The organism is Rhodanobacter sp. UC4452_H20 (assembly GCF_052978205.1).
Genome location: NZ_CM129662.1, coordinates 730,784 through 757,615 on the forward strand (window position 1 = coordinate 730,784; position 26,832 = coordinate 757,615).

General features: G+C 66.9%; 27 protein-coding genes. 9 read left to right on the forward strand and 18 right to left on the reverse strand.

The features are described 5' to 3' along the window. The first annotated feature begins 89 nt into the window (after positions 1-89). Positions 90-722, forward strand: coding sequence for a bifunctional phosphoribosyl-AMP cyclohydrolase/phosphoribosyl-ATP diphosphatase HisIE (hisIE, locus tag ACVCMC_RS03555; RefSeq protein ID WP_447098706.1), 633 nt, complete (start codon positions 90-92; stop codon positions 720-722). A 22-nt stretch (positions 723-744) separates the two neighbouring features. On the opposite strand, the gene ACVCMC_RS03560 is transcribed toward hisIE, so the two are convergent. From ACVCMC_RS03560 to ACVCMC_RS03580, 5 genes are all read right to left on the reverse strand, one after another. After that, positions 745-1,593, reverse strand: coding sequence for an MliC family protein (locus ACVCMC_RS03560; protein ID WP_447098707.1), 849 nt, complete (start codon positions 1,591-1,593; stop codon positions 745-747). Between the two features lie 149 nt (positions 1,594-1,742). Further along, complete coding sequence (locus ACVCMC_RS03565) at positions 1,743-2,738, reverse strand: C13 family peptidase (protein WP_447098708.1); 996 nt, start codon at positions 2,736-2,738, stop codon at positions 1,743-1,745. A 13-nt stretch (positions 2,739-2,751) separates the two neighbouring features. Then, positions 2,752-3,444, reverse strand: coding sequence for an acireductone synthase (mtnC, locus tag ACVCMC_RS03570; protein WP_447098709.1), 693 nt, complete (start codon positions 3,442-3,444; stop codon positions 2,752-2,754). 79 nt (positions 3,445-3,523) lie between these two features. After that, positions 3,524-4,075: a 1,2-dihydroxy-3-keto-5-methylthiopentene dioxygenase gene (locus ACVCMC_RS03575; RefSeq protein WP_395118987.1), complete on the reverse strand. Its 552-nt coding sequence runs from the start codon at positions 4,073-4,075 to the stop codon at positions 3,524-3,526. Further along, entirely contained in the window at positions 4,072-4,722 is a 651-nt protein-coding gene (locus ACVCMC_RS03580) for a methylthioribulose 1-phosphate dehydratase (RefSeq protein WP_447098710.1), read from the reverse strand. The genes ACVCMC_RS03575 and ACVCMC_RS03580 overlap by 4 nt, the downstream gene beginning before the upstream one ends. Positions 4,723-4,889: 167 nt before the next feature. Between ACVCMC_RS03580 and ACVCMC_RS03585 the strand changes: the two genes are divergently transcribed. Further along, positions 4,890-5,222, forward strand: a complete 333-nt coding sequence (locus tag ACVCMC_RS03585) for a high-potential iron-sulfur protein (RefSeq protein WP_395118983.1) — start codon at positions 4,890-4,892, stop codon at positions 5,220-5,222. A gap of 396 nt (positions 5,223-5,618) precedes the next feature. On the opposite strand, the gene ACVCMC_RS03590 is transcribed toward ACVCMC_RS03585, so the two are convergent. Beyond that, entirely contained in the window at positions 5,619-7,085 is a 1,467-nt protein-coding gene (locus ACVCMC_RS03590; RefSeq protein ID WP_395118981.1) for an amino acid permease, read from the reverse strand. Positions 7,086-7,161: 76 nt separating this feature from the next. Continuing rightward, on the reverse strand, positions 7,162-8,691 hold the full coding sequence (locus ACVCMC_RS03595; protein ID WP_395118979.1) for an amino acid permease: 1,530 nt from the start codon (positions 8,689-8,691) through the stop codon (positions 7,162-7,164). A gap of 168 nt (positions 8,692-8,859) precedes the next feature. Between ACVCMC_RS03595 and ACVCMC_RS03600 the strand changes: the two genes are divergently transcribed. Beyond that, the gene (locus ACVCMC_RS03600) at positions 8,860-9,402 is read left to right on the forward strand and encodes an NUDIX hydrolase (RefSeq protein WP_447098711.1); all 543 of its coding nucleotides are present in this window, start codon (positions 8,860-8,862) and stop codon (positions 9,400-9,402) included. A gap of 60 nt (positions 9,403-9,462) precedes the next feature. On the opposite strand, the gene ACVCMC_RS03605 is transcribed toward ACVCMC_RS03600, so the two are convergent. The 3 genes from ACVCMC_RS03605 to parE form a co-directional block, all read right to left on the reverse strand. Beyond that, positions 9,463-9,984, reverse strand: a complete 522-nt coding sequence (locus ACVCMC_RS03605) for a 3-hydroxyanthranilate 3,4-dioxygenase (RefSeq protein ID WP_447098712.1) — start codon at positions 9,982-9,984, stop codon at positions 9,463-9,465. A gap of 109 nt (positions 9,985-10,093) precedes the next feature. Continuing rightward, positions 10,094-10,687: a fasciclin domain-containing protein gene (locus ACVCMC_RS03610; protein ID WP_447098713.1), complete on the reverse strand. Its 594-nt coding sequence runs from the start codon at positions 10,685-10,687 to the stop codon at positions 10,094-10,096. 142 nt (positions 10,688-10,829) lie between these two features. Continuing rightward, positions 10,830-12,719, reverse strand: a complete 1,890-nt coding sequence (gene parE, locus ACVCMC_RS03615) for a DNA topoisomerase IV subunit B (RefSeq protein ID WP_447098714.1) — start codon at positions 12,717-12,719, stop codon at positions 10,830-10,832. Between the two features lie 267 nt (positions 12,720-12,986). Between parE and ACVCMC_RS03620 the strand changes: the two genes are divergently transcribed. After that, entirely contained in the window at positions 12,987-14,171 is a 1,185-nt protein-coding gene (locus ACVCMC_RS03620) for a DUF6861 domain-containing protein (RefSeq protein WP_447098715.1), read from the forward strand. Position 14,172: 1 nt separating this feature from the next. Continuing rightward, positions 14,173-14,595: a hypothetical protein gene (locus ACVCMC_RS03625; protein WP_447098716.1), complete on the forward strand. Its 423-nt coding sequence runs from the start codon at positions 14,173-14,175 to the stop codon at positions 14,593-14,595. A gap of 24 nt (positions 14,596-14,619) precedes the next feature. Here ACVCMC_RS03625 and ACVCMC_RS03630 read toward each other — a convergent pair whose 3' ends face one another. Further along, the gene (locus ACVCMC_RS03630) at positions 14,620-16,464 is read right to left on the reverse strand and encodes an ABC transporter ATP-binding protein (protein ID WP_447098717.1); all 1,845 of its coding nucleotides are present in this window, start codon (positions 16,462-16,464) and stop codon (positions 14,620-14,622) included. A gap of 150 nt (positions 16,465-16,614) precedes the next feature. Continuing rightward, positions 16,615-17,295: a peptide-methionine (S)-S-oxide reductase MsrA gene (gene msrA / locus ACVCMC_RS03635; protein ID WP_447098718.1), complete on the reverse strand. Its 681-nt coding sequence runs from the start codon at positions 17,293-17,295 to the stop codon at positions 16,615-16,617. 121 nt (positions 17,296-17,416) lie between these two features. Here msrA and ACVCMC_RS03640 point away from each other — a divergent pair, with 121 nt between their 5' ends. Next, positions 17,417-18,235: an arylamine N-acetyltransferase family protein gene (locus tag ACVCMC_RS03640; RefSeq protein WP_447098719.1), complete on the forward strand. Its 819-nt coding sequence runs from the start codon at positions 17,417-17,419 to the stop codon at positions 18,233-18,235. A 1-nt stretch (position 18,236) separates the two neighbouring features. On the opposite strand, the gene ACVCMC_RS03645 is transcribed toward ACVCMC_RS03640, so the two are convergent. The 3 genes from ACVCMC_RS03645 to ACVCMC_RS03655 are packed head-to-tail and all read right to left on the reverse strand — an operon-like array spanning position 18,237 to position 19,387. Further along, positions 18,237-18,500, reverse strand: coding sequence for an RNA-binding S4 domain-containing protein (locus ACVCMC_RS03645; protein WP_447098720.1), 264 nt, complete (start codon positions 18,498-18,500; stop codon positions 18,237-18,239). Positions 18,501-18,530: 30 nt separating this feature from the next. After that, positions 18,531-18,974 carry a barstar family protein gene (locus tag ACVCMC_RS03650; RefSeq protein ID WP_395118961.1) on the reverse strand — a complete coding sequence of 148 codons (444 nt, stop codon included), beginning with the start codon at positions 18,972-18,974 and terminating at the stop codon, positions 18,531-18,533. Next, positions 18,971-19,387: a ribonuclease domain-containing protein gene (locus ACVCMC_RS03655; RefSeq protein WP_447098721.1), complete on the reverse strand. Its 417-nt coding sequence runs from the start codon at positions 19,385-19,387 to the stop codon at positions 18,971-18,973. The genes ACVCMC_RS03650 and ACVCMC_RS03655 overlap by 4 nt, the downstream gene beginning before the upstream one ends. 141 nt (positions 19,388-19,528) lie before the next feature. Here ACVCMC_RS03655 and ACVCMC_RS03660 point away from each other — a divergent pair, with 141 nt between their 5' ends. Beyond that, positions 19,529-21,082, forward strand: a complete 1,554-nt coding sequence (locus tag ACVCMC_RS03660; protein WP_447098722.1) for a POT-type proton-dependent oligopeptide transporter — start codon at positions 19,529-19,531, stop codon at positions 21,080-21,082. 58 nt (positions 21,083-21,140) lie between these two features. Here ACVCMC_RS03660 and ACVCMC_RS03665 read toward each other — a convergent pair whose 3' ends face one another. Beyond that, positions 21,141-21,950, reverse strand: a complete 810-nt coding sequence (locus tag ACVCMC_RS03665; protein WP_447098723.1) for a DUF72 domain-containing protein — start codon at positions 21,948-21,950, stop codon at positions 21,141-21,143. Continuing rightward, on the reverse strand, positions 21,947-22,738 hold the full coding sequence (locus ACVCMC_RS03670) for a phosphatase PAP2 family protein (protein ID WP_447098724.1): 792 nt from the start codon (positions 22,736-22,738) through the stop codon (positions 21,947-21,949). The genes ACVCMC_RS03665 and ACVCMC_RS03670 overlap by 4 nt, the downstream gene beginning before the upstream one ends. 134 nt (positions 22,739-22,872) lie before the next feature. Here ACVCMC_RS03670 and ACVCMC_RS03675 point away from each other — a divergent pair, with 134 nt between their 5' ends. Both ACVCMC_RS03675 and ACVCMC_RS03680 read left to right on the forward strand, forming a co-directional pair. Continuing rightward, complete coding sequence (locus ACVCMC_RS03675; RefSeq protein ID WP_447098725.1) at positions 22,873-24,573, forward strand: serine hydrolase; 1,701 nt, start codon at positions 22,873-22,875, stop codon at positions 24,571-24,573. 46 nt (positions 24,574-24,619) lie between these two features. Further along, positions 24,620-26,266, forward strand: coding sequence for an alpha/beta hydrolase (locus tag ACVCMC_RS03680; protein ID WP_447098726.1), 1,647 nt, complete (start codon positions 24,620-24,622; stop codon positions 26,264-26,266). Between the two features lie 51 nt (positions 26,267-26,317). On the opposite strand, the gene ACVCMC_RS03685 is transcribed toward ACVCMC_RS03680, so the two are convergent. Then, positions 26,318-26,740, reverse strand: coding sequence for a VOC family protein (locus ACVCMC_RS03685; RefSeq protein WP_447098727.1), 423 nt, complete (start codon positions 26,738-26,740; stop codon positions 26,318-26,320). Between the last annotated feature and the right edge of the window lie 92 nt (positions 26,741-26,832).

Genomic DNA, 26,832 nt, shown 5'->3' on the forward strand with positions numbered 1-26,832 from the left:
AGCAGAAACCTCACCGCAATGGTGGATCGGATGCTTTCTGTCACTTCTCACTTCTCTCCACTCACTTCTCGCTCCAAGGAGATCAACCCATGACCACCACCCCCGCAATCAATCCCGATGTTCCCGACTGGGCCAAGGGCAATGGCCTGCTGCCGGCGATCGTGCAGCACTGGCTGAGCGGCGAGGTGCTGATGCTCGGCTACATGAATGCCGATGCGCTGGTGCAGACGCAGGCCGATGGCCACGTCACCTTCTACAGCCGCAGCAAGCAGCGCTTGTGGGTGAAGGGCGAGAGCTCCGGTCACGTGCTCGCGCTGAAGTCGATCCGCCTCGACTGTGACGCCGACACCTTGCTGATCCAGGCCGAACCGCACGGCCCCACCTGCCACACCGGCACCTCCAGCTGCTTTGGCGACAGCGCCGACGTGCGCCCGCCGCTGGGTTTCCTCGCCGAACTCGACGCGCTGGTCGCGCAACGCCACGTCGCGCGGCCGACCGGCAGCTACACGACGAAGCTGTTTGACGACGGCATCCGCCGCATCGCGCAGAAGGTGGGCGAGGAGGGCGTGGAAACGGCGCTGGCCGCGGTAGTGCAGGACGACGAGGCGCTGCTGGGTGAAGCAGCGGACCTGCTGTTCCATCTCGTGGTCGTGTTGCGGGCACGCGGATTGTCGCTGGCGGACGCGATTGCGGTGCTGGCCGACCGGCACCGGGCGCGCTAGCGAGGAGGCCGGTCGGTGCAGATCAGGGGGTGCGGCAAGCCACGCCGGCTGCAGACGCGATCTGTTCGCCGGGTTTGAGCTCGGCGAGCCAGGCGTCATGCATGCCCTTGCTCCACCATTGCCAATGCTCGTCCACGTAGCGCGCGCCATCGGCCGAAACCGCCGCGTGCAGCCGATGCGTCTGCGAGTCGAAGTCCAGCATGGCGGTCTGCGTGTCGGGATAGGCGGCCAGCACCGTGCGGCCATCGTCGCAGCGGTAGCGAATGCTGGCCGCGCCGATGGTCCCGGTTGCGCCGGCCACGCGGAACGGGCCGATCGAGTACGTGGATGGCTTGCCGCCGGCGCCGCAGAGTTGGCCGTGGAAGGGTGCGCTCACGGTTCCCGCGCCGATGGCCAGCGTGATGACGGCCGGCGACTCGCAATGGCCGTCGTCGTAGACGTTGCCTGAAACCCAGCGCATGTCGCTCTCCACACTGGCGCCGGGAGCCAGCGTGAGCCGTGGTGGTTGGGCGGCGGGTATTGGCGGGACCTGCGCGGCGATGGCCAGTGTTTGCCGTTGCGCGCCCCGCAAGCCCGGCGCGGGCATGGCGGCGATCGAACAGGCGACTTCGCTTGCGTTGTGCACGACCAGCATGGTGCCGGCATGCGACATCCCGTTTAAGCGGCCGTTGCCGTCGTCCAGCGACAGCTTGAGCTGCGCGGGCACGCATGCGGCGGGGGCGGCGGCTTGCGTCTGGCGTGTCGCGGGCGGCGCTGACGAACAGGCTGACAGCACCAGCAGGGGAATCATGGCTGGCCGCCATGGCGACGAGAACGTCCGGCGCAGGTGGCTCGACATGGCGGGCCTGGTCAGGTGGCTGCGTGCGCTCATGCGGGTCTCCCGCTCAGGAAGGGAGCGCCACGCTAGCAGCCGCTGCAGGTGAAATTCGTGAAGCCTCGCGGCGACCTGCGTGGCGCGTTATATCCGGGATTCATGGCAGCGACGCCCGGCGCGGACCTGGCCAGGGGTTTGAGCTGCGGTCAGGGCGTCGGCGTCGTGTCGGCTGCGCCGGGCGCTGCTGGCTTGAACGACACCGCCGGGCCGGGCACGACGTGCTTGCGCCACGCTGCCAGCTGTGCCGCGATGCCGCTGCCGACGTCGATCTGCGGTTCGGAGGGGGTGAGCTCGTCCTGCCTTTCCCAGTGGGCGATATCGCTGCGTGCCCGCTTGAACGCGTCGACGAAGTTGTCGGTGTGGTTCAGCGCATCGACCAGCCAGGCCTTGCCGAAGTAGGTGATGTCCGAATCGCTGCCGCAGCCGAACGAGCTGCGGTCGCTGCGTGCAGCGGTGAGCACCAGGGTGCCGGAACCGCGCAGCGGCGGCACGAAGCCGCCGGAGTAGCAGGCGTTGACCACCACCACTTTCCACCGGAAGTGGCGCGCCGCCAAAATGTCGGCGAGATCTTGCGCGCCGATCTGATCCAGCGGCAACGGGTCCATGTCGACCAGCAAGGTATGGTCCTCGTCGCCGTGGCTGGTGACGTAGAGCAGCAGGATGTCCTCGTCCGTTCGCATCACCTGCTGCAAGCCGTCGAGCGCCGCTTCGAGATTGCTCCAGCTGGCCAGCGGGTGGGTGGTCAGCGAGGCCGGGTTGTTCTCCAGCACCAGGCTGTGGACGGTGGGGCCGAAGCGCGAACCGAACAGTTGCGCGGCGTATTCGGCCTCATTGCGGAACACGTCCTCGCTGCCGTCGCCGGCGAAAGCGAGCAGGTAGAGATTGGGCTTGCCCGCCACCCGCGGCGTCAGTCGGGCGAGGGCGTCGCGTACCATCTGCGGCTGGGCGTAGAGCACCTGCTCGGGGCTGGGCGCGGATGCCGGCCAGGCATCGGGCGCCGCTGTCGATTCGGCCGGTGTTTCGGCTTGAAGCGGCATGGCGGGCGGCGTGTTGGCCGAGTCGGGGAGAGCGTTGACCGGCAACCACGCGGCCAGCGCCACGCCGGCGCTGAATGCCGCCGCGATGGTCAGCAGAGTACGCACGCCCCGACGCATCTCAGCTGGCCGGGTCGATCGCGTCGAAGTCGCGATAGACCCGATGGCCTGCCGCCTCCGGCAGCGGTTGCGGCTCACGCACCAGCCAGGCGGTTTGGAAACCGGCGGCGCGCGCGGCGTCCAGCTCCTCGACGATATCGGACAGGAACAGCAGGTGGCGGGGCTCCTCGCCCACGGCTTCGGCGATGCGGCGATAGGACTGCGCCTCGCGCTTGGGGCCGGTTTCCGTATCGAAATAGCCGGCGAACAAGGGCGTCAGGTCGCCGGCTTCCGAGTAGCGGAAGAACAGCTGCTGCGCCGGTACCGAACCGGAGGAGTACACATACAGGCGAAGCCCGTCGGCGCGCCAGGCGCGCAGGCGGGCAGCCACTTCGGGGTAGACGTGGGCGCGGTAGGCGCCGCTTTCGTAGCCTTCCTTCCAGATCATGCCCTGCAGCGCCTTGAGCGCGGTGGACTTGCGATCCTGCGCGATCCATTGCAGCAGCAATTCCACCACCTCCTGTCGTTCGGCCTCGATCATGCCGGCTTCGCGCGCGGCCTCGTGCAGCCAGTGCTGCACGTCGGGACGATCGCCATGGGTTTCCACGAACGCGGGCAGGCGCTTGCGGGCGAACGGGAACAGGACGTCGCGGACGAAGTCGATCGAGCTGGTGGTGCCCTCGATGTCGGTGACGATGGCGCGGATTTCGGTCATGGGGACGGGACTCGGGCCTTCGACAGATTCAGGACGATGGATGCGGGGGTTGGAAAAGGCATCGCCCGCGAGCGGGCTCCTACGGGTTCGGCTGCATGCGGGGGAAGCGGGTGGCGATGTCGTCGCCGGTGAAGTTGGCCACCCAGCCTTCCTTGTTGGTGAACAGGCGGATGGCCACGAAGTACGGCGCCTCGCTCATGTCGAACCAGTGCCGCGTGCCGTCGGGCACGCCGATCAGGTCGCCTTGCTCGCACAGCACGTCGTAGACCTTGCCATCCAGGTGCAGGGTGAACTGGCCGGAGCCGGCGACGAAGAATCGCACCTCGTCCTCGCTGTGGGTGTGTTCGCTGAGGAACTTCTGGCGCAGGGCGGCGCGGTCGGGATGGTCGGGAGCGAGGCTGATCACGTCGACGGCCTGGTAGCCGGCTTCGTCCATCAGGCGGTCGATGTCGCTGCGGTAGGCCGCGATCACTTCCTCCTGGCTGGCGCCCGGGGCGATCGGCTGGTTCGCTTCCCATCGTTCGAAGCGCACGCCGACCTTGGCCAGTTCTTCCGCGATGGCTTCGTGGCGGTCGAGCGTGGCGCGGGCGGTGTGCGGTTCGTTCTCGTCGAAAATGCGCAGGCGGCTCATGATGACCTCATTGTTCGCAGATCCAGTTCGCATCCGAGCAGGAACTCCAGCGCTTCCAGGTGGCGCTCGCTCTCGGCCATGTCGCGGCCCCAGGTATAGATGCCGTGGCCGTCGATCAGGTAGGCGTGCAGCGGTTTGCCGGCGTCGAGCCAGGCATCCACATGGGCGACCAGTTCGGGCATGTGCTGGGTGTTGGGAAACACCGGGATCTCCAGCACGCTGTCATGGCTGTGGTAGCCGCTGATCGCCTTCTGCAACTCCCAGCCCTGCAGCCGGACCACGCCCTCGCGGGCAAACAGTCGCGACGCCACGCTTTGCGTGCGCGAGTGGGTGTGCAACACCGCATTCATGTCGGGCCAGCGCCGGTAGACCTGGGTGTGCAGCGCAGTCTCGGCGCTGGGGCGCGCCCCGGTGCCCACCGGTCGACCCTCGAGGTCGATCAGCATGATGTCGTCGCGGCCCAGCTTGCCCTTGTCGCGCCCGGAGATCGTGATGGCGGCGTGGCCCGTATCGACGCGCATCGAGAAATTGCTGCTGGTCGCCGGAGTCCAGCCCTTGCCTGCGAGCGCGCGCGCGGTCTCGGCCACGCGGTCGGCGCAGGCGTCGAAGTGGCTGGCCGCGATCGCGTCGGGCAGGGACTGGCTCATGTGATTTGGACGTCCAAATGAGTGATCGATGATAACACGCCGCGCCAGCGGCTCTTGCCGGAATGAGAGCCATTCTCGCGAGTCAGGAAAGATTGCGTGACCGGGCGTACCATCGCCGAGGGGCCGGGGCAGGGTGCGTCGGCTGCAACCCAATGGAGACATGTGCCATGTCGAACGACAAAGATATCGAATCGCGTCGCCGGTTCCTCAAGGTGGCCGCAGGGACCACGGCGGCAGCCGTGGTGATGGGGGGCCTGCCGCGGTTCGCGCGTGCCGCCGACCTGCCGGCGTTGGGCCCTGACGATCCGACCGCCAAGGCCCTGGACTACGTGGAGGACACCACCAAGTCCACCAACCCCAAGCACAAGGCCGGCGACGATTGCGCGAACTGTCAGTTCTACTCCGGTGGCCCCACTGGCCGCGGCCCGTGCCAGCTGTTCCCGGGCAAGTCGGTGAACGCGAAAGGTTGGTGCGTGTCGCACACCCCCAAGAAAGCCTGACCGCCACGCGGCAAGCTCTGCAAGGCCGGCGATCTCGCCGGCCTTTTCATTTCATGGGGCGGATTCCGCGGACGAGCCGGCGATGGATGCGGATGCTGGACAAAGTGCGGCCCGGCGACGTCAGGCTGAGGAGCTGCTTTGCCTGACGGGCCGGGCCGCGATCCGGGGCCCACTGCCAAGTGATTTACCCTCGGACTGGGGATCATACTCCCGCGTTCGGCGAATGGGCGACCCCGGATGCAACTCGCCGCGATGGCGCACCGACAAGCTATTTAAAATCAATCACATAACACGCATTTTACATTCAAGTTCGCATGTTCTGCCGAGACTGGTGGAATCGCGACGTTTGCGTGACCTGTGTGCTTATGAAGTATTTTCGGTGATCTTCAGCGACGATCACTGAAATTTCGTCACGGACGGTTGATTGGCCGCCTGATGCAGCACGCTGTGCTTGCGGCTGTAGAGGAAGTAGATGGCGAAACCCAGCAGGGTCCAGCCGCCCAGGATCGCCCAGTTGAACCAGTCGAGACTGAACAGCAGGGCGAAGCAGCACGCCACGCCGGCAAGGCAGGTAAACCAGACCCACGGCACGCGGAAGGTGCGCGGCAGGTCCGGCAGGGTGTAGCGCAGGATAAGTACGCCGGCGCACACCGCCGAGAACGCGATCAGCGTGCCCATCGAGGTGAGGTTGGCCAGCAGGTCGAGCGGGAACACGGCCGCCAGCAAGGCGATCATGCTGCCGGTGATCAACGTGTTGATGTGCGGCGTGCGGTGACGCGGATGCACCTTGGCGAACACTTTCGGCAGCATGCCGTCACGCGCCATGATCATGAAGATGCGCGGCTGCGCGATGATCATTACCAGGATCACCGACGACAGGCCGATCATGGCGCCGATCTCGACGATCAGGCGCAGCCAGTCCAGCTCGGGATGCGCGGCCACCGCGGTGACCACCGGCTCGGCGGTGTCCAGCAGGGTGTACGGCACCAGCCCGGTGAGCACCGCGGCCATCGCCAGATAGAGCACGGTGCAGATCACCAGCGACACCAGGATGCCGAAGGGCAGGTCGCGTTGCGGTGTCTTGCATTCCTGCGCCGCCGTGGAGGTGGCCTCGAAGCCGATGTAGGCGAAGAACACCATGGCCGCGCCGCGCATGATGCCGGACCAGCCGTACTTGCCGTCGCCCTGCGGCTCGGGGATGAACGGATGCCAGTTCTCGGGGTTCACGTAGCGGTAGCCGGCCACCACCACGATGATGATCAGACCGACCTTGACCAGCACCATCAGCGCGTTGAGGCTGGACGATTCGCGGATGCCGATGTAGCACAGCCAGGTCAGCGCCATCACGATTGCCACCGCGGGCAGGTTGAACAGGTGGCCCGTGACCACGAGTTCGCCCTTGGTGAAGGCCAGCGGTGCTTCGGTCAGCGCCACCGGCAGGTGCAGTCCCATATGATCGAGCAGGCTGGTGAAGTAGCCGGTCCAGCTCGCCGCCACGGCGGAGGCGGAGATGCCGTATTCCGCCACCATGTTCCAGCCGATGAACCAGGCCGCCAGTTCGCCCAGCGACGCATAGGCGTACGAATAGGAGCTGCCGGAGATCGGGATCAAGGTGGCGAACTCGGCGTAGCACAAGGCCGCAAAGCCGCTGCAGATCGCCGCGATGATGAAGGAGATCAGCACCGCCGGGCCGGCATGTTCGGCCGCGGCCGTGCCGGTGACCACGAAGATGCCGGTGCCGATCACCGCGCCGATGCCCAGCGCCGTGATGCCCCACGGCCCCAGCGTGCGGCGCAGGCCCGGACCGTGGGCGTGGTCGTCGTTGCTGAAATCGGTCTTGCGGGCGAGCAACTGGCTGAGCATGGGAAAGTCTTCGTGGCCGGGGCGGAGAGCAGCAAAAGCGTCGCGGCCGGCGTTGGAGGCGCCGGCCGCGGGTTGGTCAGTGGGCGTTCTGGCGCAACTTGCTGTTGCGGTAACCGTAGAAGCCGTAGATCAGGAAGCCGATCGCGGTCCAGCCGAGGATCAGCCACCAGCGCACCACGAACGCCTGCCAGAACAGGAACAGGCAGGCTGCCGCGCCGAGCGGGCAGACGACCCACACGAATGGCACGCGGAATGCGCGCGGCAGATCCGGGCGCGTGTGGCGAAGCACCAGCACGCCGATGCATACGGTGGTGAACGCCAGCAGCGTGCCCATCGAAACCAGGTCGCCGAGCACGTCGACCGGGAACAGGCCGGCCAGCACCGAGGCGATCACACCCACGATGACCGTGCCCACGTACGGGGTGCGGTGCTTCTTGTGCACCTTGCCCAGCAGCGGCGGCAGCAGGCCGTCGCGCGACATCGAATAGAAGATGCGCGGCTGGCCCATCAGCATCACCAGCACCACCGAGCTGAGACCCGCCAGCGCGGCAAACACCACCAGGATCTTCAGCGTGCCGAGGATATGGCTGGCGCTGCTGCCGGCCGGCACGTTGCCCAGCACGTAGTTGAGCGCGGTGGCCACCGGCTCGGGCGTGTTGAGTTCGGTGTAGGGGGCCAGGCCGGTCAGCGCCGCGGACATCGCGATGTAGAGCAGGGTGCAGATCGCCAGCGAGCCGAGGATGCCGATCGGCATGTCGCGCTGCGGATTCTTCGCCTCGCCCGCGGCGGTCGATACGGCATCGAAGCCGATATAGGCGAAGAACACCAGCGTCGCCGCGCGGATCACGCCGCTCCAGCCGTACTTGGCGCCGCCCTCGTTCTCCGGGATGAACGGGTGCCAGAGATCCGGGTTGAGGTAATGGAACGTCACGGCCAGGAACAGCAGGATCACGATGACCTTGATCGCCACGATGATCGCGTTGACCGTGGCCGATTGGGTGATGCCGCGGTAGCAGAGCCAGCTGATCGCCGCCACGATGGCCACCGCCGGCAGGTTGATCAGGGTGCCGGTGGCGATGATGTGGTGGCCGCTGGCGTCGAAGGTCAGTGGTGCCGAGGCCAGTGCGGCGGGCAGCGAGACATCCACGCCGATCCAGGCGCTGATCATGCGCAGCATTTCATTGAAGTAGCCCGACCAGCCCACCGCGACGGTCGAGGCGGCGAACAGGTATTCCAGCACCAGGTTCCAGCCGACGAACCAGGCGACCACCTCGCCCAGCGTGGCGTAGGAATAGGAGTAGGCGCTGCCCGATACCGGCAGCATCGCGGCGAACTCCGCGTAGCAGAGGCCGGCCAGTGCGCAGGCGAAACCGGCCATCAGGAAGCTGATCACCAGCGCCGGACCGGCGAACTGCGCCGCCGCCGTGCCGGTGAGCACGAAGATGCCGGCGCCGATGACCGCGCCGATACCGAGCATCACCAGGTGACGCGCGGTCAGTGCGCGTTTCAGTGTCACCTCGCCGGTACCGCTGCCCTCGACAGGCTCGCCGGCGTCGACATGAGGCATCGCCTCGATGCCGTGGGTGGCAAAAAGACCTTTTGTCATCGGGTTCCCCTCGGATGGATTTCCTGTCCTTTCCGCGCGATGGCGGCGTGCGTGGACAGGCTGGACAATGGCGGGCCAACATATCCCATGCGACGAAGGTTGTACAAGCTTCGTCCATGTTGCGGCGAAACATGCCGCGCCCACTTTCTTTCACGCGTGCAGGTGCCCATGGGCGAGTCCGCAAGCAGTCTCATCCAGGCCCTTCGTCGCTACCGTGACCAATGGCAGGGTGACGCCGACGTCGTCGCGCAGTTCGAGGATTTCGCGCAGACACACGCGGATGCTTTCGAGCGCGGCAACCCGGTGGCCCATTTCACCGGCTCGGCCTGGCTGGTCAGCGCCGATGGCGAGCGCGTGCTGCTGATGCATCACCGCAAGCTCGATCGCTGGCTGCAGCCGGGCGGGCATGCCGATGGCGATACGGATCTTGCGCGTGTCGCCCTGCGCGAGGCGGAAGAGGAAACCGGCCTGGCCGGCCTTCATGTCGATGGCGGCATTTTCGATGTCGACCGACATCGCATTCCCGCCCGCGCGGACGAGCCGGAGCACTGGCACTACGACTTGCGCTACGTGGTGCGCGCGAGTGCCGACGAGTCGTTCGTGGTCAACGCCGAATCGCACGCGCTGGCATGGCGACCGGTGAACGAGGTGGCCGCTGACGAGACACTCGACACGTCGTTGCGGCGGATGGCGCGCAAGTGGCTGGCGTAGGGCGGGCACTGCCCGCCGGTTTTCGATGTACCTTGCGCAGAGCGGCGGGCGGTGCCCGCCCTACGCGTATTTTCCTGGTGCGGGATGGACGTGGCCGCATTCGCTGCAGGTGCGTGCGTCGGTCGAGCGGTAGAAGCGCTCGAATACCGGCGGGAAGTCCTGCTCGATGCTGGCGAGGGTGAAATACTCCTCGTAGAGCTTGTGGTTGCATTGCTCGCAGAACCACATCAGGCCGTCTTTTTCGCCGGGCAGGCGGCGGCGCTCGATCACCAGTCCGATCGAGCCGGCGGCGCGGTTGGGCGAGTGCGGCACGCGCGCGGGCAGGTAGAAGATCTCGCCGGCGCGCAGCGGGATGTCGCGGGCCACGCCGTCGTCCTGCACCTTCAGCGTGATCTCGCCCTCGAGCTGGTAGAAGAACTCGGGGCCTTCGTCGTAGTGGTAGTCGGTGCGCGCGTTCGGCCCGCCCACGATCATGATGATGAAGTCGCCGTCGACGATGCACTTGTTGCCCACCGGCGGCTTCAGCAGGTGGCGGTGCTCGTCGATCCAGTGCTCGAGATTCAGTGGCGGCAGCAGGGCCATGTGCATTTGCTCGGGAAAAGCCAGTTCGCACGATAGCGCCGCCATTCCCACAAAAAAAGCCGCCCGGGCATTCCCGGGCAGCTGCTGCGAGCGGTTGAAGGTTTTGCCGTTACGGCATCAGGACCTTGTCGATCACGAAGATCTCGCCGTTGGACTGGGTCACGTCGGCAATCGTGATGTGGGCGACATTGCCCTTGTCATCGGTCACCGTCCACTTGCCGTCGTGCTTCGCCACGGTGATCGAATCGCCCTCGACCGTCTTCAGCACCGCCTTGCCACCATGCGCCTTCGCCAGCTTGGCAAGGTCGTGCGCGGTATATTTGCCCGGCACCACATGGTAGGTGAGGATCTTGGTCAGCGTGGCCTTGTTCTCCGGCTTGAGCAGGTTGTCTACCGTACCCGCGGGCAGTGCGGCGAATGCCTCGTTGGTGGGCGCAAAAACGGTGAACGGTCCGGGGCCTTCGAGCGTGTCGACGAGGCCGGCGGCTTTCACCGCGGCGACCAGGGTGGTGTGATCTTTCGAGTTGATCGCGTTCTCGACGATGTTCTTCGTCGGGTACATCGCGGCACCGCCGACCATCACGGTCTTCTGCATGCTCATCGAATCCATCTGGCCGGCCATCGCCATCGGGGCGAAGGCGGCGGTGGCCAGTGCCATCGAAAGACCAAGAGTGAGGGCGCGCACGCGGGAATGGGTCTTCATGAAAGTTCTCCAGGGGTTTCCGCTTCGCGGATTGGAAGCACCTGTAGATACGCGACATGCGCTCCAGTGGATGCAAGGTGTCGGCGTGCGATTCAGTGAAGTGAAATCCATGCGAAGCACGGGCTCGCCAGGACGCGGACGATTACACCTCGAGCGTGGCCAGGTCGCCTTTCTCTTCGAGCCACGCCTTGCGGTCGCCGGCGCGCTTCTTGGCCAGCAGCATGTCCATCATCTTCGCCGTGCCGGCATCGTCGTCGACGGTCAGCTGCACCAGGCGGCGGGTGTCCGGGTGGATGGTGGATTCGCGCAACTGCGGCGGATTCATCTCGCCCAGGCCCTTGAAGCGGGTGGTGCTGACTGCGCCCTTGATCTTCTCGCGCTCGATCCGCTGCAGCATCGCTTCCTTCTCGCCCTCGTCGAGGCAATAGAACACCTGCTTGCCCACGTCGACACGGAACAGCGGCGGCATCGCCACGAACACGTGGCCTTCGCTGACCAGTCGCGGGAAATGCCGCAGGAACAGGGCCGAGAGCAGGGTGGCGATGTGCAGGCCGTCGGAGTCGGCGTCGGCGAGGATGATCACCTTGCCGTAGCGCAGGCCGCTCAAGTCGTCCTTGCCCGGATCGCAGCCGATCGCCACGGCGAGGTTGTGCACTTCTTCGGAGGCCAGCACCGAGGTGGATTCGACTTCCCACGTGTTGAGGATCTTGCCGCGCAGCGGCAGGATTGCCTGGAACTCCTTGTCGCGTGCCTGCTTGGCGCTGCCGCCGGCCGAATCGCCCTCGACCAGGAACAGCTCCGTGCGGGTGAGGTCGGTGGCGGTACAGTCGGCCAGCTTGCCGGGCAGTTGCGGACCCTGGGTGATCTTCTTGCGCACGATCTGCTTGGCCGCCTTCAGCCGTGCGCTGGCGCGCTCGATCGCCAACTGGGCGATGCGCTCGCCCATGTCCACGTTCTGGTTCAGCCACAGGCTGAAGGCGTCGTGGATGACGTTCTCGATCAACCCGGCGGCATGACGCGAGGACAGCCGCTCCTTCGTCTGGCCGGCGAACTGCGGGTCCTGCAGGCGCGCGGACAGCACGAACGCGATGCGCTCCCACACATCCTCCGGCGCCAGCTTCACGCCGCGCGGCAGCAGGTTGCGGATGTCGCAGAACTCGCGGATCGCGGTGGTCAGGCCACTGCGCAGGCCGTTGACGTGGGTGCCGCCCTGCATGGTGGGGATCAGGTTGACGTAGCTTTCCTGGACCAGTTCGCCCTCGGGCAGCCAGGCCAGCGCGACCTCCATGCCTTCGGCGTCGCGCGCCATCTGGTGCACGAACAGCTCGGTCGGCAGCAGCTCGTTGCCATCCAGTTCGCCGCGCAGGTAGTCGCGCAAACCGTCCTCGTAACGCCACTCGATGACTTCGCCGCTGGCCTCGTCGGTCAGCTTCATGTTGAGGCCGGCGCACAACACCGCCTTGGCGCGCAGCAAATGCTTGAGCTTGCCCAGCGAGATCTTCGGCGAATCGAAATACTTCGCCTCCGGCCAGAAATGCAGCGTCGTGCCGCTGCGCTTCTTCGGCACGCTGCCGATCACTTCCAGCGGGCTGACCTTGTCGCCATGCTCGAACGCCATCGCGTATTCCGAGCCGTCGCGGCGGATCGTCACCTCGACGCGATCGGACAAGGCGTTGACCACCGACACGCCCACGCCGTGCAGGCCGCCGGAAAAGCTGTAGTTCTTGCCGCTGAACTTACCGCCCGCATGCAGTCGCGTCATGATCAGCTCGACGCCCGACACGCCTTCCTCGGGATGGATGTCCACCGGCATGCCGCGGCCGTCGTCGCTCACCGACACCGAACCGTCGCCGTGCAAGACCACCTCAATCGCACTGGCGTGGCCGGCCAGCGCCTCGTCCACCGAGTTGTCCACCACCTCCTGCACCAGATGGTTCGGCCGGGTGGTGTCGGTGTACATGCCCGGCCGGCGCTTGACCGGGTCCAGGCCGGAGAGGACTTCGATGTCGGCGGCGTTGTAGCGACTGCTCATGTGGGTGTTTCGATGGAGAAAAGACGGCAAAGCATGGGGCGCGCGGGTGGCGACGGTCAAGCCGGACAGGCTCGGGCTGGCGGCACGGAAGGCATCTGGACGGCCCCTTTGACGGCACCAGGCCGAACAGCGCCTGGATCCGAGCGCCGAGTTCGCGGGCCAGTCGTTCGCGGCATCGCACAAGGATGATGTGTGTCACGCTGACAGGCGTGGGTGCACGTTATCCTGTGGCTTCGATGGAGATTTGTCGACCGGGGATCAGGGAAGATGACGGGACTGCAGGGTGCATGGATCGAGCTGGAACGCTGGGCTGCCCGCCGCGTTTCTGCGGCAAAAGGCGATGCCATCCTGCTGGCGGCGCGCAGTCGCTGCCTCAAGGAGGCATTGACGCAATCGGCCCAGCAGGCTGCCGAACAGATCGAGCGCGACTTTCATGATCTGGACGTCGCCGCGGTTGCCCGGGAGATCGCCCGCCTGCTGGCCGAATGCCTGGCGATCATGGTCGCCACCACCGGCATCGGCGCACTGCTCGGTGGCGTCGCGGGATTCTTCGGCGGTTTCGGGGCTGGCGCCGCGCCGGGTGCGGTGGCGGGCGCGGCGCTGGGCGCGGAAGCGGGCGAATGGATGCTCGCCGCGCTGGGCCTGAAGGCGTTGGCCGAATTCGTCGTGGAAGGCCTGCCAGCCATCGGACGCACCTATTGGAGCGGCATTCGCGAAGCGTGGCTGGCCGCTGCTCCGCCACCCTTGCCCCAGGGGCAACCGCACATCAACGCCTTTGCCATCCGGCACGCGGCCAGCCTGCTTGCCCGCGGTCACGTGGCCATGTTCGTCCTGTTGCTGATGGCGATTGTCGCCTACGTCAGCAAGGGGCGTGGCAGCATGCGGGAACTCGCCGAAAAGGCCAGCCATGGTCGTTTGGGGCGCAAGTTCGGCGAATGGTTGTTGCGAAATGAGTCGAAGCTCAAAGCCGATCCGCGGCTGCGTTCGAGTGAAGAGCCAATCGTTGGGTTCGGCGAATCAAGCAAATCCCCTCAAGGCGGAAGCAGCAAGCCTGCACCGAGGCGTTCACCCGCGGCAAAGCCTTCTACGGCTGCCGTGAAGAGCACCGCCGTGGAGAAGGAGCCGATTGTCCAGAGGGGTGGGGCGCACGGCGACGTCAAGGGGTTGCCGGGTTACGAGTCGCACCACATGCCTGCCGATTCGGTCAGTCCTCTTCCCACGAATCAAGGCCCTGCCATTGCGATGAAGATTGACGATCACCGCATGACAGGGAGTTGGGGCAACTCTCGGGAAGCGCGCGCGTATCGAAAGCGACAGGCGGAACTTCTCGAGCAGGGAAAGTTCGGCGAGGCCCAGAAGATGGATGTGGACGACGTGCGCGCGAAGTTTGGCGACAAGTACAATGAGGCCATCGATCAGATGCTGAAGTACACGGACAAGAAGGGGCCTTGAAGTGAAATACGACATCGCTCCAGGCAAGGGAATCAAAGGCATTCCGTTCGGGACAGGCGTGTCAGGGGTACGGGCGGCGTTGGGCGCGGGCTTCAAGTCGTTCATGCGCACCCCGGGCGCTGCGCATCCGTGTGACTATTTCGCCGGTGCGGGACTGTTCGCCAACTACGACAAGACCGGGCGTCTGGAGGCGATCGAGCTGGCCTCGCCTGCAGCGCCGGAGCTCTACGGGATCAACTTGCTGGGCATGGGTTTCGAGCAAGCTGTGAAATACCTCAAGTCCAAGGATCCGCAGCTTGAGCGCGAGGTCGACGGGGCGATTTCCCTGGCGCTGGGGATAAGCCTTTACGCACCGCACGCGGTGAATGATCCGAAGCTGCCGCCGGAAAGCGTGCTGGTGTTCGCGCCCGGTTATTACGACTGAATTGTTGCTGTGGTCATCACGGCTTCACCGATACCCCTGCGCCTGCAACGAGAACAGGTGTGCGTAATGCCCGTCCTCGGCCATCAGCTGCTCGTGGTTGCCGCGTTCGACGATGCGGCCGTCCTGGATCACGATGATCTGGTCGGCCATGCGCACGGTGGAAAAGCGGTGCGAGATCAGGATCGCGATGCGGCCGCCGGAAAGTTCGCGGAAGTGTTCGAAGATGGTGGCTTCGGCTTGCGCATCCATCGCGGCGGTGGGTTCGTCCAGCACCAGGATGTCGGCGCGTGAGCGCATGAAGGCGCGGGCCAGGGCGATCTTCTGCCACTGGCCGCCGGAGAGTTCCCGCCCGTCGTTGAACCACTTGCCCAGCTGCGTATCGAAGCCGGCCGGCAGGCTGTCGATGAAGTCGCTGGCCATGCCCTTGTCGCTGGCCTCGCGCCAGCGCGCCTCGTCGTCGAAGTGGGTGACGTCGCCGGCGCCGACGTTCTCGCCCACGCGCATCTGGTAGCGCGCGAAATCCTGGAAGATCACGCCGATGCGCTGCAGCAGCACGCCCTCGTCCCACTCGCGCAGGTCGGTGCCGTCGAGCAGGATGCGGCCGCTGTCGGGCGTGTACAGGCGCGTGAGCAGCTTGATCAGGGTGGTCTTGCCCGAGCCGTTCTGGCCGACCAGGGCCAGCGATTCGCCTGGGCGGATGTGCAGGTCGATGTCGCGCAGCGCCGGCTCGCCGGCGCCGGGGTAGGTGAAGCTGACCTGCTCGAAGCGGATGCCGTCCTCGGGCCGCGCGCCGCGCTGTGCCATGCCGGTGGCCGGCGGCACCGGGGTTTCCAGGTATTCGTACAGGGTGGAGAGGTAGAGGTTGTCCTCGTACATGCCGCCGATCGCCGACAGCATCGCCGACACCGCCGACTGGCCCTGGCGGAACAGCGCCAGGTACATCGTCATCTGGCCCAGGGTGATGCGTGCCATCACGGTGCTGGCGGCAATCCACGCATAGGCGCCGTACAGCGCCAGCGTGCCCAGCAGGCCCAGCACGAAACCCCAGCTGTCGCGACGCACGGCAAGGTCGCGGTCGGCGCGGTACAGGGTGTGGAAGATGTCGCGGTAGCGTTGCAGCAGCAGCGGGCCCAAGCCGAACAGCTTCACTTCCTTGGCGTGGTCCTCGCGCGCCAGCACGGTTTCCAGATACAGCTGCATGCGCGTTTCCGGCGAACGCCAGCGGAACAGGCGGAACGCGTCGCCGGAGAACTTGGTCTCGGCGAAGAATGAGGGCAGGCCGGCCAGCAGCAGCACCGCCACCGCCCACGGCGAGAACTGGAACAGCAGGCTGCCGTAGCTGAGCAGCGAGATCGCGTTCTGGCCCAGCCCGAACGTGCGCGTGACCAGCGACAACGGCCGGCTCGATGCCTCGCGCCGGGCGCGCGTGAGCTTGTCGTAGAACTCCGAATCCTCGAAGTGCGCCAGCTCCAGGGTCAGCGCCTTTTCCAGGATCATCACGTTGACGCGCTGGCCGAGCTGCGCGCGCAGCAGCGACTGGCACAGCGACAGGCCGCGTTGCGCGCCGGCCAGCGCCGCCACCAGCATGCCTTCCAGCGCCACCCATTCGAAGACCGATCGCAGCGGCGCGTGGCCGTCTGTGGCCCAGAGGCGGCTGGCGGCCACCACCGCGTCCACGATGTGCGCACCGACCCAGGCGATGCCGGCCGGCAGCAGGCCGGCGACCAGGGTGAGCGCGGCCAGCGCGACGGTCAGCGCGTGGCTGGTGCTCCAGACCAGTTCCAGCGCACGACCGCTGTAGCGGAACACACCCAGGAAGCTTCGGGCGAGTTCCTTCGGTGGCTCGGGAGAAGTGGCGTGGGGTGGCACGTTGGAGGTCGCCGGAAGGCGCGGACGGTGCGCGAAGCTTCCGACATGGGGGTCGTGCCGTCACACGCAAGGCGACCCCTGTCGCAGGAGCGCCCTTGGGCGCGATGCCTTTTCGTTGCGTCACGAAGAGCATCGCGCACGAGCGCGCCCCTACAAAGCGGCCTGGTAGAGCTCGGGGAACAGCCGCTGCAGGTGGGCCACCTTGGGCGCATCGTTGATCACGATGTACGGGTTGCGCGGGTGCAGGTCGTAATAGTGCTGGTGATAGGCCTCGGCCGGGTAGAACGCCGTGAGCGGAACCACCTGGGTGACGATCGGCGCGGCGAACGCATGGGCCGCCGTCAGCTGGGCGATGTAGTCGGTGGCGATCTTCTTCTGCTCGTCGTTGCCGTAGAAAATTACCGAGCGGTACTGGGTGCCGCGATCCGGTCCTTGCCGGTTGAGCTCGGTGGGGTTCAGCGCGACCGAGAAGAACACCTGCAGCAGCGTGCCGTAGCTGACCCGGGACGGGTCGAACTCGACCTGCACCGACTCGGCGTGGCCGGTGTCGCCGCCGCTGACCTCATCGTAGTGGGCGGTGCTGGCGGTCCCGCCGGAATAGCCGGCGGTGACCTTGCGCACGCCCTTCACGTGCTCGAATACCGCCTCGATGCCCCAGAAGCAGCCGCCGGCGAGCACGGCCACCTCGTCGTGCGCGGTGGAAGGCGCCGCATCGACGACGGGCGAGGGCAGGCGCACGCCTTCATGAGCAGCCGCGGCGGGCTGGCAGGCCGCGAGGCCGGCGAGCAGGAGCGCGGCGGCAAACGGAAACAGGCGGCGTGGACGGATCATGGGCAACCTCGCTGACGATGGCGTGCGGACGCACTCAACCCATCATTCGTCGACGGGAGGGCGGCGGTTACCTCGCGACGGTGCGGCGCTACCATGGGCGGCGAATTCGCTGGAGGGTTGCATGCCTGACGCCGTCAATCTGGACGCCTACCTGCGCCGCGTGGGCTGGTCCGGCCCGGTCGGGGTGGATCTGCCGACCCTGCGCGGGCTGGCCATCGCGCACGTGGCCACGATCCCGTTCGCCAACCTCGATCCGCTGATGGCCCGGCCGGTTGATCTCGATCTGGCGGCGTTGCAGCGCAAGCTGGTCGACGAGGGCCGTGGCGGCTACTGCTTCGAGCAGAACTTGCTGTTCGAAGCGATGCTGCGCGAGATCGGCTTCGAGGTGAGCGGCCTGATCGCCCGCGTGCTGTGGGGTCATCCGGAGGATACGCAAACCCCGCAGAGCCACATGCTGTTGCGCGTCGAGCTGGAGGGCGAGAGCTGGCTGGCGGATGTCGGCTTCGGCGGCCACGTGCTCACCGGCGCGCTGCGGCTGCAGCCGGATATCCGGCAGGCCACCGCGCACGAGCCCTTCCGGTTGCTGGAACGCGATGGCGAGTGGCGCATGCAGTCGCTGGCGCATGGCCAGTGGCGCACGCTGTACCGGTTTGATCTGCGCGCGGTGCCGATGGTCGATTACGTGGTGGCCAATCATTACGTGTCGAGCCACCCGGCCTCGCGCTTCGTCAGCCATCTCTTGCTCGGCCGCACCACCGCGGATCGACGGTTGGGCCTGCTCGATTACGAGTTCACCATCCGCCGCGATGGCCAGGAGCCGGAGCGCCGGCAACTGCGCGACGTGGCCGAGCTGCGCGAGGTGATGGAAGGTGAATTCCTGCTGCCAGCTTCCGCGATAGAAGCGCTCGGCGATCGCCTGCAAGGCTTGCCGCGCGCCTGATTCAGCGGTGTCCGCCGGCCGGCGGGCGGCCGTCTTCGTCGCCCAGCGGGTCGGCCAGCACGTGAATCTCCACGTCGTCGAGGGTGACGAACTGGCCTGCGCGGATCTTGCAGGTCTTGCGCAGTTCCACGGTGCCGTCGACCTTCACCGCGCCGCTCGCCACGATCGCCTTGCCGGCGCCGCCGCTGTCGCACAGTCCGACCAGCTTCAGCAGCATGTTGAGTTCGACGTAGCCGCCTTCCAGTTCAAATTCGATGGTCTGCATGGTCTTGCCGTGGGGAGGGATGGTCCGCGCTCAGGCGGAAGGATGGGCGTGCTCGAACGCGCTGTCGGGCAGCGCCAGGAAGGCGAACCAGGGATGGTCGTGCTCTGCGCCGAAGGTGGCGGCGTCGTCCAGCACGCCGAGCAGGATCTCGTAGTCGCGGCTGGCCGTCGCGCGCAAGTCGTCGACGTGCTCGAACAACAGCACGTGGCCCCACGCCGGCAGCCAGCCGAGATCGCGCAAGCAGTCGGCCAGCGCGTCCCAGTTGTGACCGAAGCTGGCCGGCAGCTGCAACGACACCGCCAGGCGGTGCAGCAGTTCATCCTTGTCGTGGCAGCCGGCAAGGTCGGTGCGACACACGTGCAAATCGTCACGCGCCGCGATGCGGGCCAGCCGATCGAGATCGTCGACGCCGACGAAATACACGCCGCTCAGCGCGGGCCGGGTCAGGTCCAGGTCGAAACGGTCCGCGCTCATCGCGCCACCTCGAAGCGACGGAAGCTGCGGTAGTGATCGTCGGTGTAGTACCAGACTTCCGGCGGCGTGCCGCCGGTGACGATGCGCCGCGCGCCGCGGTTGCGCGCGCCGGGCGTCTCGACCGTGTACTCGTGGTAGTAGCCGCGTGGCTCCTTGGGCAGCAAGCCTTCGTAGTTGCCGAACACGGCGCCGTCCTGGCGGTGCTCGAACGGACCGCCGGCGGCGATCCGCTGCACCATCGCGCGCGCCTGCGGCGGCAGCGATGCCATCGCGTCGTCCGCCGGTGCCACGCGCGTGGCGACAGGGTTGCCGGCGGGGCCGGCAGGCGCGCCCGGCGCTTCGCCGTGGCGCTGCCACAGCAGCACGGCGACGATGGCGATCAGCAGCAACAGCAGCGGTCGAAGACGGCGCATGGTTCTCGCGGCAGGCGGTGGCGAGGCGAGCTTAGCAGGGCCGAACGGGGCTGCAGGCTTCCTTCATCGAAGGAAATTACGCACACTCCGCCTTCGCCTCGATACAGCGCGTGCGCTGCCCACCCGACTTCCGGAGCCCGGATGAGCACCACCTCCGACCATGATCGCGGCCGCTTGCCGCGCCAGATCGCCTACATCATCGGCAACGAGGGTTGCGAGCGTTTCTCGTTCTACGGGATGCGCAACATCCTCACTCCGTTCCTGATCACGAGCTTGCTGCTGTACCTGCCCGAGGGCCAGCGCATGCTGGCGGCGAAGGACGTGTTCCACACCTTCGTGATCGGCGTGTATTTCTTCCCGCTGTTGGGCGGCTGGATCAGCGACCGTTTCTTCGGCAAGTACAACACCGTGCTGTGGATGAGCCTCATCTACTGCGCCGGTCACGCCTGCCTGGCGATCTTCGAGGACAACCGGCTGGGCTTTTTCGCGGGACTGGGCCTGATCGCGCTGGGCGCGGGCGGCATCAAGCCGCTGGTGGCGTCGTTCGTGGGCGACCAGTTCGACCAGTCGAACAAGCACCTGGCGAAGATGGTGTTCGACGCGTTCTACTGGATCATCAACTTCGGCTCGTTCTTCGCCTCGCTGCTGATGCCGCTGTTCCTGCACCACTTCGGCGCGGCGGTGGCGTTCGGCATTCCCGGGGGCCTGATGTTCGTCGCCACCGTGGTGTTCTGGCTGGGCCGCAAGCAGTACGTGATGGTGCCGCCGGGGCCGCCGGACCAGCACGCGTTTTCGCGGGTGGTCCGTACCGCGCTGCTGACGCAGCGGCCGGGTCAGACGCGGCCGGGCTTGTGGCTGGCGGTGGTCGCGGTGGTGGTGGCGCTGGCGTCGTTCGCGCTGGTGCCGTCGCTCGGCTTCGTGATCGCCGCATGCATCGCGCTGGTGGTGCTGATCGGCGGCGTGGGCGGCGGCGCCTGGCTGCAGATGGATCGCGCACGGGGCGCGCATCCGGACGCTGCGGTCGATGGCGCACGCAACGTGCTGCGCGTGCTGGTGATCTTCGCGCTGACCACGCCGTTCTTCTCGCTGTTCGACCAGAAGGCCTCGACCTGGGTGATCCAGGGTGGCGAGATGACGATGCCGTCCTGGTTCCGGCCGGCGCAGATGCAGGCGCTGAACCCGTTGCTGGTGATGCTGCTGATCCCGTTCAACAACCTGGTGCTGTACCCGCTGTTGCGCCGGCTCGGCTACGAGCCCACCGCGCTGCGCCGGATGACCGCCGGCATCGCGTTCAGCGGCCTGGCCTGGATCGTGGTGGGCGGCCTGCAGGTGGTGATCGACGGCGGCGATCCGCTGTCGATCGTGTGGCAGGTATTGCCGTACGCGCTGCTCACCTTCGGCGAGGTGCTGGTCTCCGCGACTGGTCTGGAGTTCGCCTACAGCCAGGCGCCGGCCTCGATGAAGGGCGTGGTGATGAGTTTCTGGAATCTCACCACCACGGTCGGCAACCTGTGGGTGCTGCTGGCCAACGCGGCGGTGCGCAACGAAAGCGTGATCGGTTCGATCGCCCACAGCGGGCTCAGCGTCACGGCGTTCCAGATGTTCTTCTTCGCCGCTTTCGCCTTGCTCGCTGCGCTGGCGTTCGGGCTGTACGCGAGGCGCTATCGCGAAGTGGATCACTACCGGCCGGTGTAGGGCGGGCACTGCCCGCCGGCCCTTGGCCCGTGACGGAAAGCGGCGGGCAGTGCCCGCCCTACGAGGTCGAATCCACGCGTGATTGCAGCGCCATCGCGGCGGCCGGGTTGCGGTGCTTGGCGGCGCTGATGAAGAACACGAACACGTCGCGCGGCTTGCCTCGTGGCTGCACGGCGGCCGCGTGCGGAAGGTCGGCGATGTCCTCGCCGGCAGCCCAGGCTTGTGCACGCGTGGCCCAGAGGTCGAGCGCGTCGGGGGCGTAGCCGGTCGGGATGCCGTCGACGCTGCGCATCAAGCGCGCATAAGCGAAGTCGCCGGTGAGATCGGCCAGCGACGGGTACTCGGTCGAGTCGGTGAACACGGTGGGCACGCCTCGTGCGCGGGCCAGTTCCACGTACGGCGCGCAGGCGAAGCTGGGGTGGCGCACTTCCAGCACGTGGCGCAGAGGGTGCCCGTTCAATTCGCGCGGCAGGGCGTCCAGGAAGGCCGCCACGTCGTCGGCATCGAACCGTCGCGACGGCGGCAGCTGCCACAGGATCGGCCCCAGCCGGTCGCCCATCTCGACGAGGCCGCCGTGGATGAATCCGCCGATGCCCTTGCCGGTGTCGGCCAGCCGCTTGCCTTCGGTGATGTAGCGCGGCGCCTTCAGCGAGAAGACGAAACCGTCCGGCGTTTCCGCCGCCCACTTCGCGTACGTGGCCGGTTTCTGCGCGCCGTAGAAGGTGCCGTTGATCTCGATCGCGCGCAGCTGGCGGCTGGCGTATTCCAGCTCGCGCCGTTGCACGAGTTTCGTCGGGTAGAAGTTGTTGCGCCACGGTGCGTAGGTCCAGCCGCCGATGCCGACGCGGATCGTGCCGTGCTTGTTCATGGCGTGGCCCCGCCGGGCTGGTGGCGCAGCCATTCGGAGGTGCCCATGCACAGCACCAGCCACGCCGCGCCGATGGCATAACCGGCCATCACGTCACTGAGGTAATGCACCTGCAGCAGGATCCGGCTGACGCCGATCACCCCGACCATCAGCACGGCGCCGGCGATGACCGCGCGATGGAAGCGCGGCGTCAGCCGCAGCAGCACGTAGGCCAGCATGCCGTAGAACACCATCGCGCCGAACGCGTGCCCGCTGGGGAAACTCCAGCCCGGCTCGACGATGAAACCGTGGTCGTGCAGCGGGCGGGCACGGCGGAACAGCGCCTTCAGCCCGCCGTTGATCGGCAGGATGCCGAGCAGGGCCACGCTCCAGCTCGCCGCCAGCGTCCACTGGCGGCGCAGCAGCAGGATGAGCAACACCACGGCCGCCGCGCTGGCGACCCACAAGGTGTCGCCCAGATGGGTGATGGCGGCGATCACGCGCAGCGCCGGCACCGGCACATGGGCACGGAGGCTGGCGGCGAGGCTGGCGTCGAAGCCGTCCAGGCCGGTCGTCGGCTGGCCGGAAATCGCCAGCGCGAGGCCGCCGAAGAACAACCCCAGCACCATGCACAGCAGCAGGCCCGTGCGCCAGCGCAGCATCGTCGGCGCCTGGCCCAGCAGCGCAGCGCGCCGCTGCCAGCGCGCGTTGTGCCGCCAGGCCAGGTCGCCGGCCAGCAAGGCCAGCAGCAACAGCAGCGCCCACAGCAGCAGGGAGTGCAGCGCAATCCATTCCGCCAGCGTGTTCATTGCGATCCTCGTTTCGCTTGCCGATCCGCGCATGATCGCGGCTTGCGCGGCCGGCGTCGAGTTGGATGCCGGGCTGGCCTTGCGGGCGATTTCTCGCGATAGTGCGCGGGTCGTCGCCCTGGGGGAGAACTTCGATGGTCCAGCGATTCGGGTCCGTGCGTGCGCTGTCGTTCCGGCTGTTGGCCGGCCATGCCTTGCTGGTCCTCGGCGCGTCGGCGCTGGCGCAGGCTCCGGCCACGCAGCAGCTGCCGCCGCCGGTATCGACCGGCGACATCGTGCAGCCGCTGCTGCCGGCGCAGCTGCAGGATTTCGACGCCTACATGGCGGATACGCTGAAGACCTTCGAGGTGCCCGGCATCGCGGTGGCCATCGTCAAGAACGGCAAGGTGGTGATGGAGCGCGGCTTCGGCGTGAAGGAGCTGGGCAAGCCGGACCCGGTCGACGCGCACACGCTGTTCGCGATCGCCTCCAACACCAAGGCCTTCACTGCCGCGGCGCTGCAGCAGCTGGCCGACGCGGGCAAGCTGGACATGGACGACCGCGTGATCGACCACCTGCCCTGGTTCCGCATGTCCGATCCGTACGTGACGCACGAGATGCGCATTCGCGACCTGCTGGCGCACCGCAGTGGCCTGAGTCTGGGCGCGGGTGATCTGCTGTACTGGCCGCCGTCCTCGTACACCACCAGGGAAGTGGTCGAGCGGTTGGCCAAGGTGCCGCTGAAGAACGGTTTCCGCAGCCACTACGCCTACGACAACATCCTGTTCGCGGTGGCCACCCTGGTGATCGAACAGACTTCCGGCCAGAGCTATGCCGACTACGTGCGCGAGCACCTGTTCAAGCCGGTGGGCATGGAGGAGTCGCTGATCGACATGACTTACCTGAAGCCCGGCATGGACGTGGCTGCCGGTCATGCCCCGTACGAGTTCAAGGACATCAAGCCGGTGCCGCCGATGGCCTGGCTCAATGATCCGGGTGCTGGCGGCATCTACTCCAGCGTGCATGACCTGGCCAAGTGGATGAACGTGCAACTGGCCGGCGGCGCCTTGCCGACCGTGGGCGCCGACGGCAAGCCGCGGCGGGTGTTCTCCGAGAAGAGCCACCACGAGATGTGGTCGATGCTGACGCCGATACCGATCAGGAAGGCGTCGATCCCCGAGCTGGAGCCGCTGACGCCGGACTACTACGGCTATGGCGAAGGCTGGTTCCTCGGCCAATACCAGGGCCGCAAGCTGGTCTGGCATACCGGTGGCTGGCCCGGCTTCGTGTCCCGGGTGACGATGGTGCCTTCACTCAAGCTGGGCGTGGTCGTGCTGACCAACCAGCAGTCCGGCGCCGCATTCAACGCGGTGACGTATCGCGTGCTCGATGCCTACCTCAACCCCTCGCACAAGACCGACTGGGTGGCCGTGTACCAGAAGGCCGTGCAGCACGCCCAGGCCAAGGCCGACGACAGCGTGGCGAAGCACGAGCAGGCGCGCGACAAGCGCAGCAAACCCTCGCTGCCGCTGGCCGACTACGCCGGCACGTATCGCGACCCGTGGTACGGCGACGTCATCATCAGCCAGGAGCGCGGCAAGCTGCGCATGCGCTTCGGCAAGACCGAACAGCTGGTCGGCACGCTGACGCCGTGGCAACACGACAGCTTCACCGTGCGCTGGGATGACCGCTCGCTGGACGCCGATGCCTTCGTCGATTTCGCGCTGGACATGGACGGCAAGATCCGTGAAGTGCGCATGCAGCCGATCTCGCCGCTGACCGATTTCAGTTTCGATTTCCAGGACCTGCGACTGGTGCCGGTGGAGGCTGCCACCGGGGCGTCAGCAGGCAAGTGATCCATCACGGCGCCGTTCGCGGCGTCCACGCCGAAGGGGAAGGGACATGAATCATCGTCGTCACGCCGGGGCGATTTTGCTGGCTTTCGGCTTGCTCGTCGGCGTTGCCCAGGCACGCAGCGACAAGGCGCTGGAACATCGCTACATCCGCGTCGAACTGGGTGCGGCCAGCACGCAAGCGACTTCGGGCCGGCTGCTGCTGTTCGCGGTCGATGCCAAGGCGGCGCAGGCGGCGGCCGAAGCGGAGTCCAAGGGCAAGAGCAGCGTGGTCGAGTCGGTCGACGCCGATCCGTTCAGCGGCACGGTGACCAGCGTGGCCGCGCGCGAGGTGGACCACTGGGCGCCGGGGCAGGCGATCGACATCGACACCAACCGCATGGCGTATCCCGCGGAGTGGTCGCAGCTGCCGCCGGGCGATTACCTGGTGCAGGCCGTGCTCGACGTGAACCATGACTACAACTACACCGGGCGTGGTGCCGGCGATCTGGTCAGCGACGTGGTCAGGCTGCATCTGCCGGCGACCGGCGTGCCGGAACTGGTCCTGGCGAAAGCGTTGCCGACGGACGGCGATCCCTGGGCCGTGCCGGATTCGGCCCCGCCGGCGATGCGCGAAAGCGTGGCCGCCGCTCGTCCGCACGCGCACCTGGTCGATTTCACCAGTCCGTCGCTGAGTGCGTTCTGGGGCCGGCCGATCCACATGCGCGGTTGGGTGCTGACCCCGCCCGGCTACGACGCCGCGGCTGCCGCGCGTTACCCGACCGTCTATTACACGCAGGGTTTCGGCGGCAACAACGAGCGCGTGATCGGCCCGGTCGTCACCGTCTACACCGCGATGGCGAAGCAGCAGATGCCGCCGATGATCTGGGTGTTCCTCGACGAGTCCAGCCCCACCGGCACCCACGAGTTTGCCGACTCGGTCAACAACGGCCCGTGGGGACTGGCGCTGACCACCGAGCTGATCCCGCATCTCGAAGCGCACTACCGCATGGATGGCGATGCCAACGGCCGCTTCCTCAACGGCCACTCCTCCGGCGGCTGGGCCACGCTGTGGCTGCAGACGCGCTACCCGAAGCTGTTCGGAGGCACCTGGTCGACCTCGCCCGACCCGAGTGACTTTCACGATTTCACCGGCGTGGATCTTTACGCGCCGCACGCCAACGTCTACCGCCGGCCCGACGGCTCGGCCTACCCGCTGGTGCGCAACCACGACAAGGTGCTGGGCACCTTCGAGCAGTTCGCGAAACTCGAACGCGTGCTGGGCAGCTACGGCGGCCAGCTGGCGTCGTTCGAGTGGGTATTCTCGCCGCGCGGTGAGGATGGCCGGCCCGTGCCGATGTTCGATCGCGACACCGGCGCCGTCGACCCGGCGGTGGTGGCGTACTGGCGTGATCACTACGACATCGCGCACCGCCTGCAGCAGCAATGGCCGCAGCTGAAGCCCGACCTGGACGGCAAGATCCATCTTTACGTGGGCACGGCCGACACGTTCTATCTCGACGGTTCCGCGCACAAGCTGAAGGCCGTGCTCGATGGCCTGGGAGCGAAGACGGAGTTCCGCTTCCTGCCTGATCGCACCCACGGCAACCTGTACTGGATCGGCGAGGACCACCACGGCCTGCTCAAGCAGATCAGCTGGGCGATGTATGCGATCGCGCGGCCGGACTCCAGGCTGAAGCCCGTCGTCACGCCCTGATCCTCATCGCGCCGTGGGGCGGGCACCGCCCGCCGCCCGCGCGTTTTCGGTTCATTCCGGCTGCCACGGGTCGTAGCTGCCGATGTACCAGAGGTGGCCTTCCGGGTCGTGGCAGCTGTAGCCGGCGCCGCCGTAGTCCTTCTCGGCGTAGTCGTCGACGATCACCGCGCCGGCTGCCTTTGCCCGCTCGTAGTGGGCCTTGCAGTCGGTCACGGTCACGCAGGCACACTGCGTTTCGCGGCCGCCGATCTCGTCGGGCTGCGCGATGTGCCGGCCGAACTCGTTGTCGCGCACGCCGCCCAGCATGACCATGCCGCGGCCGTAGGCCAGTTGCGCGTGCTCGACCTCGCCGGCGTCGTTTTCGTAAACCGCGTGCCGTTCGAAACCGAAGGCCTGGCAGAGCCAGTCGATGGCCGCGTGGGGATCGCGGTAGCGCAGGCAGGGGATGATGGTGCTGCCGCCGGACTGTTCCATGGGTTATCTCCGTGGTGGATTCTCGCAAGGTGGGTGGTGTCGTCATTGCGCCGGCGCGAAACGACGTCGCGGTCCTCAGGGACGCGGGCCAG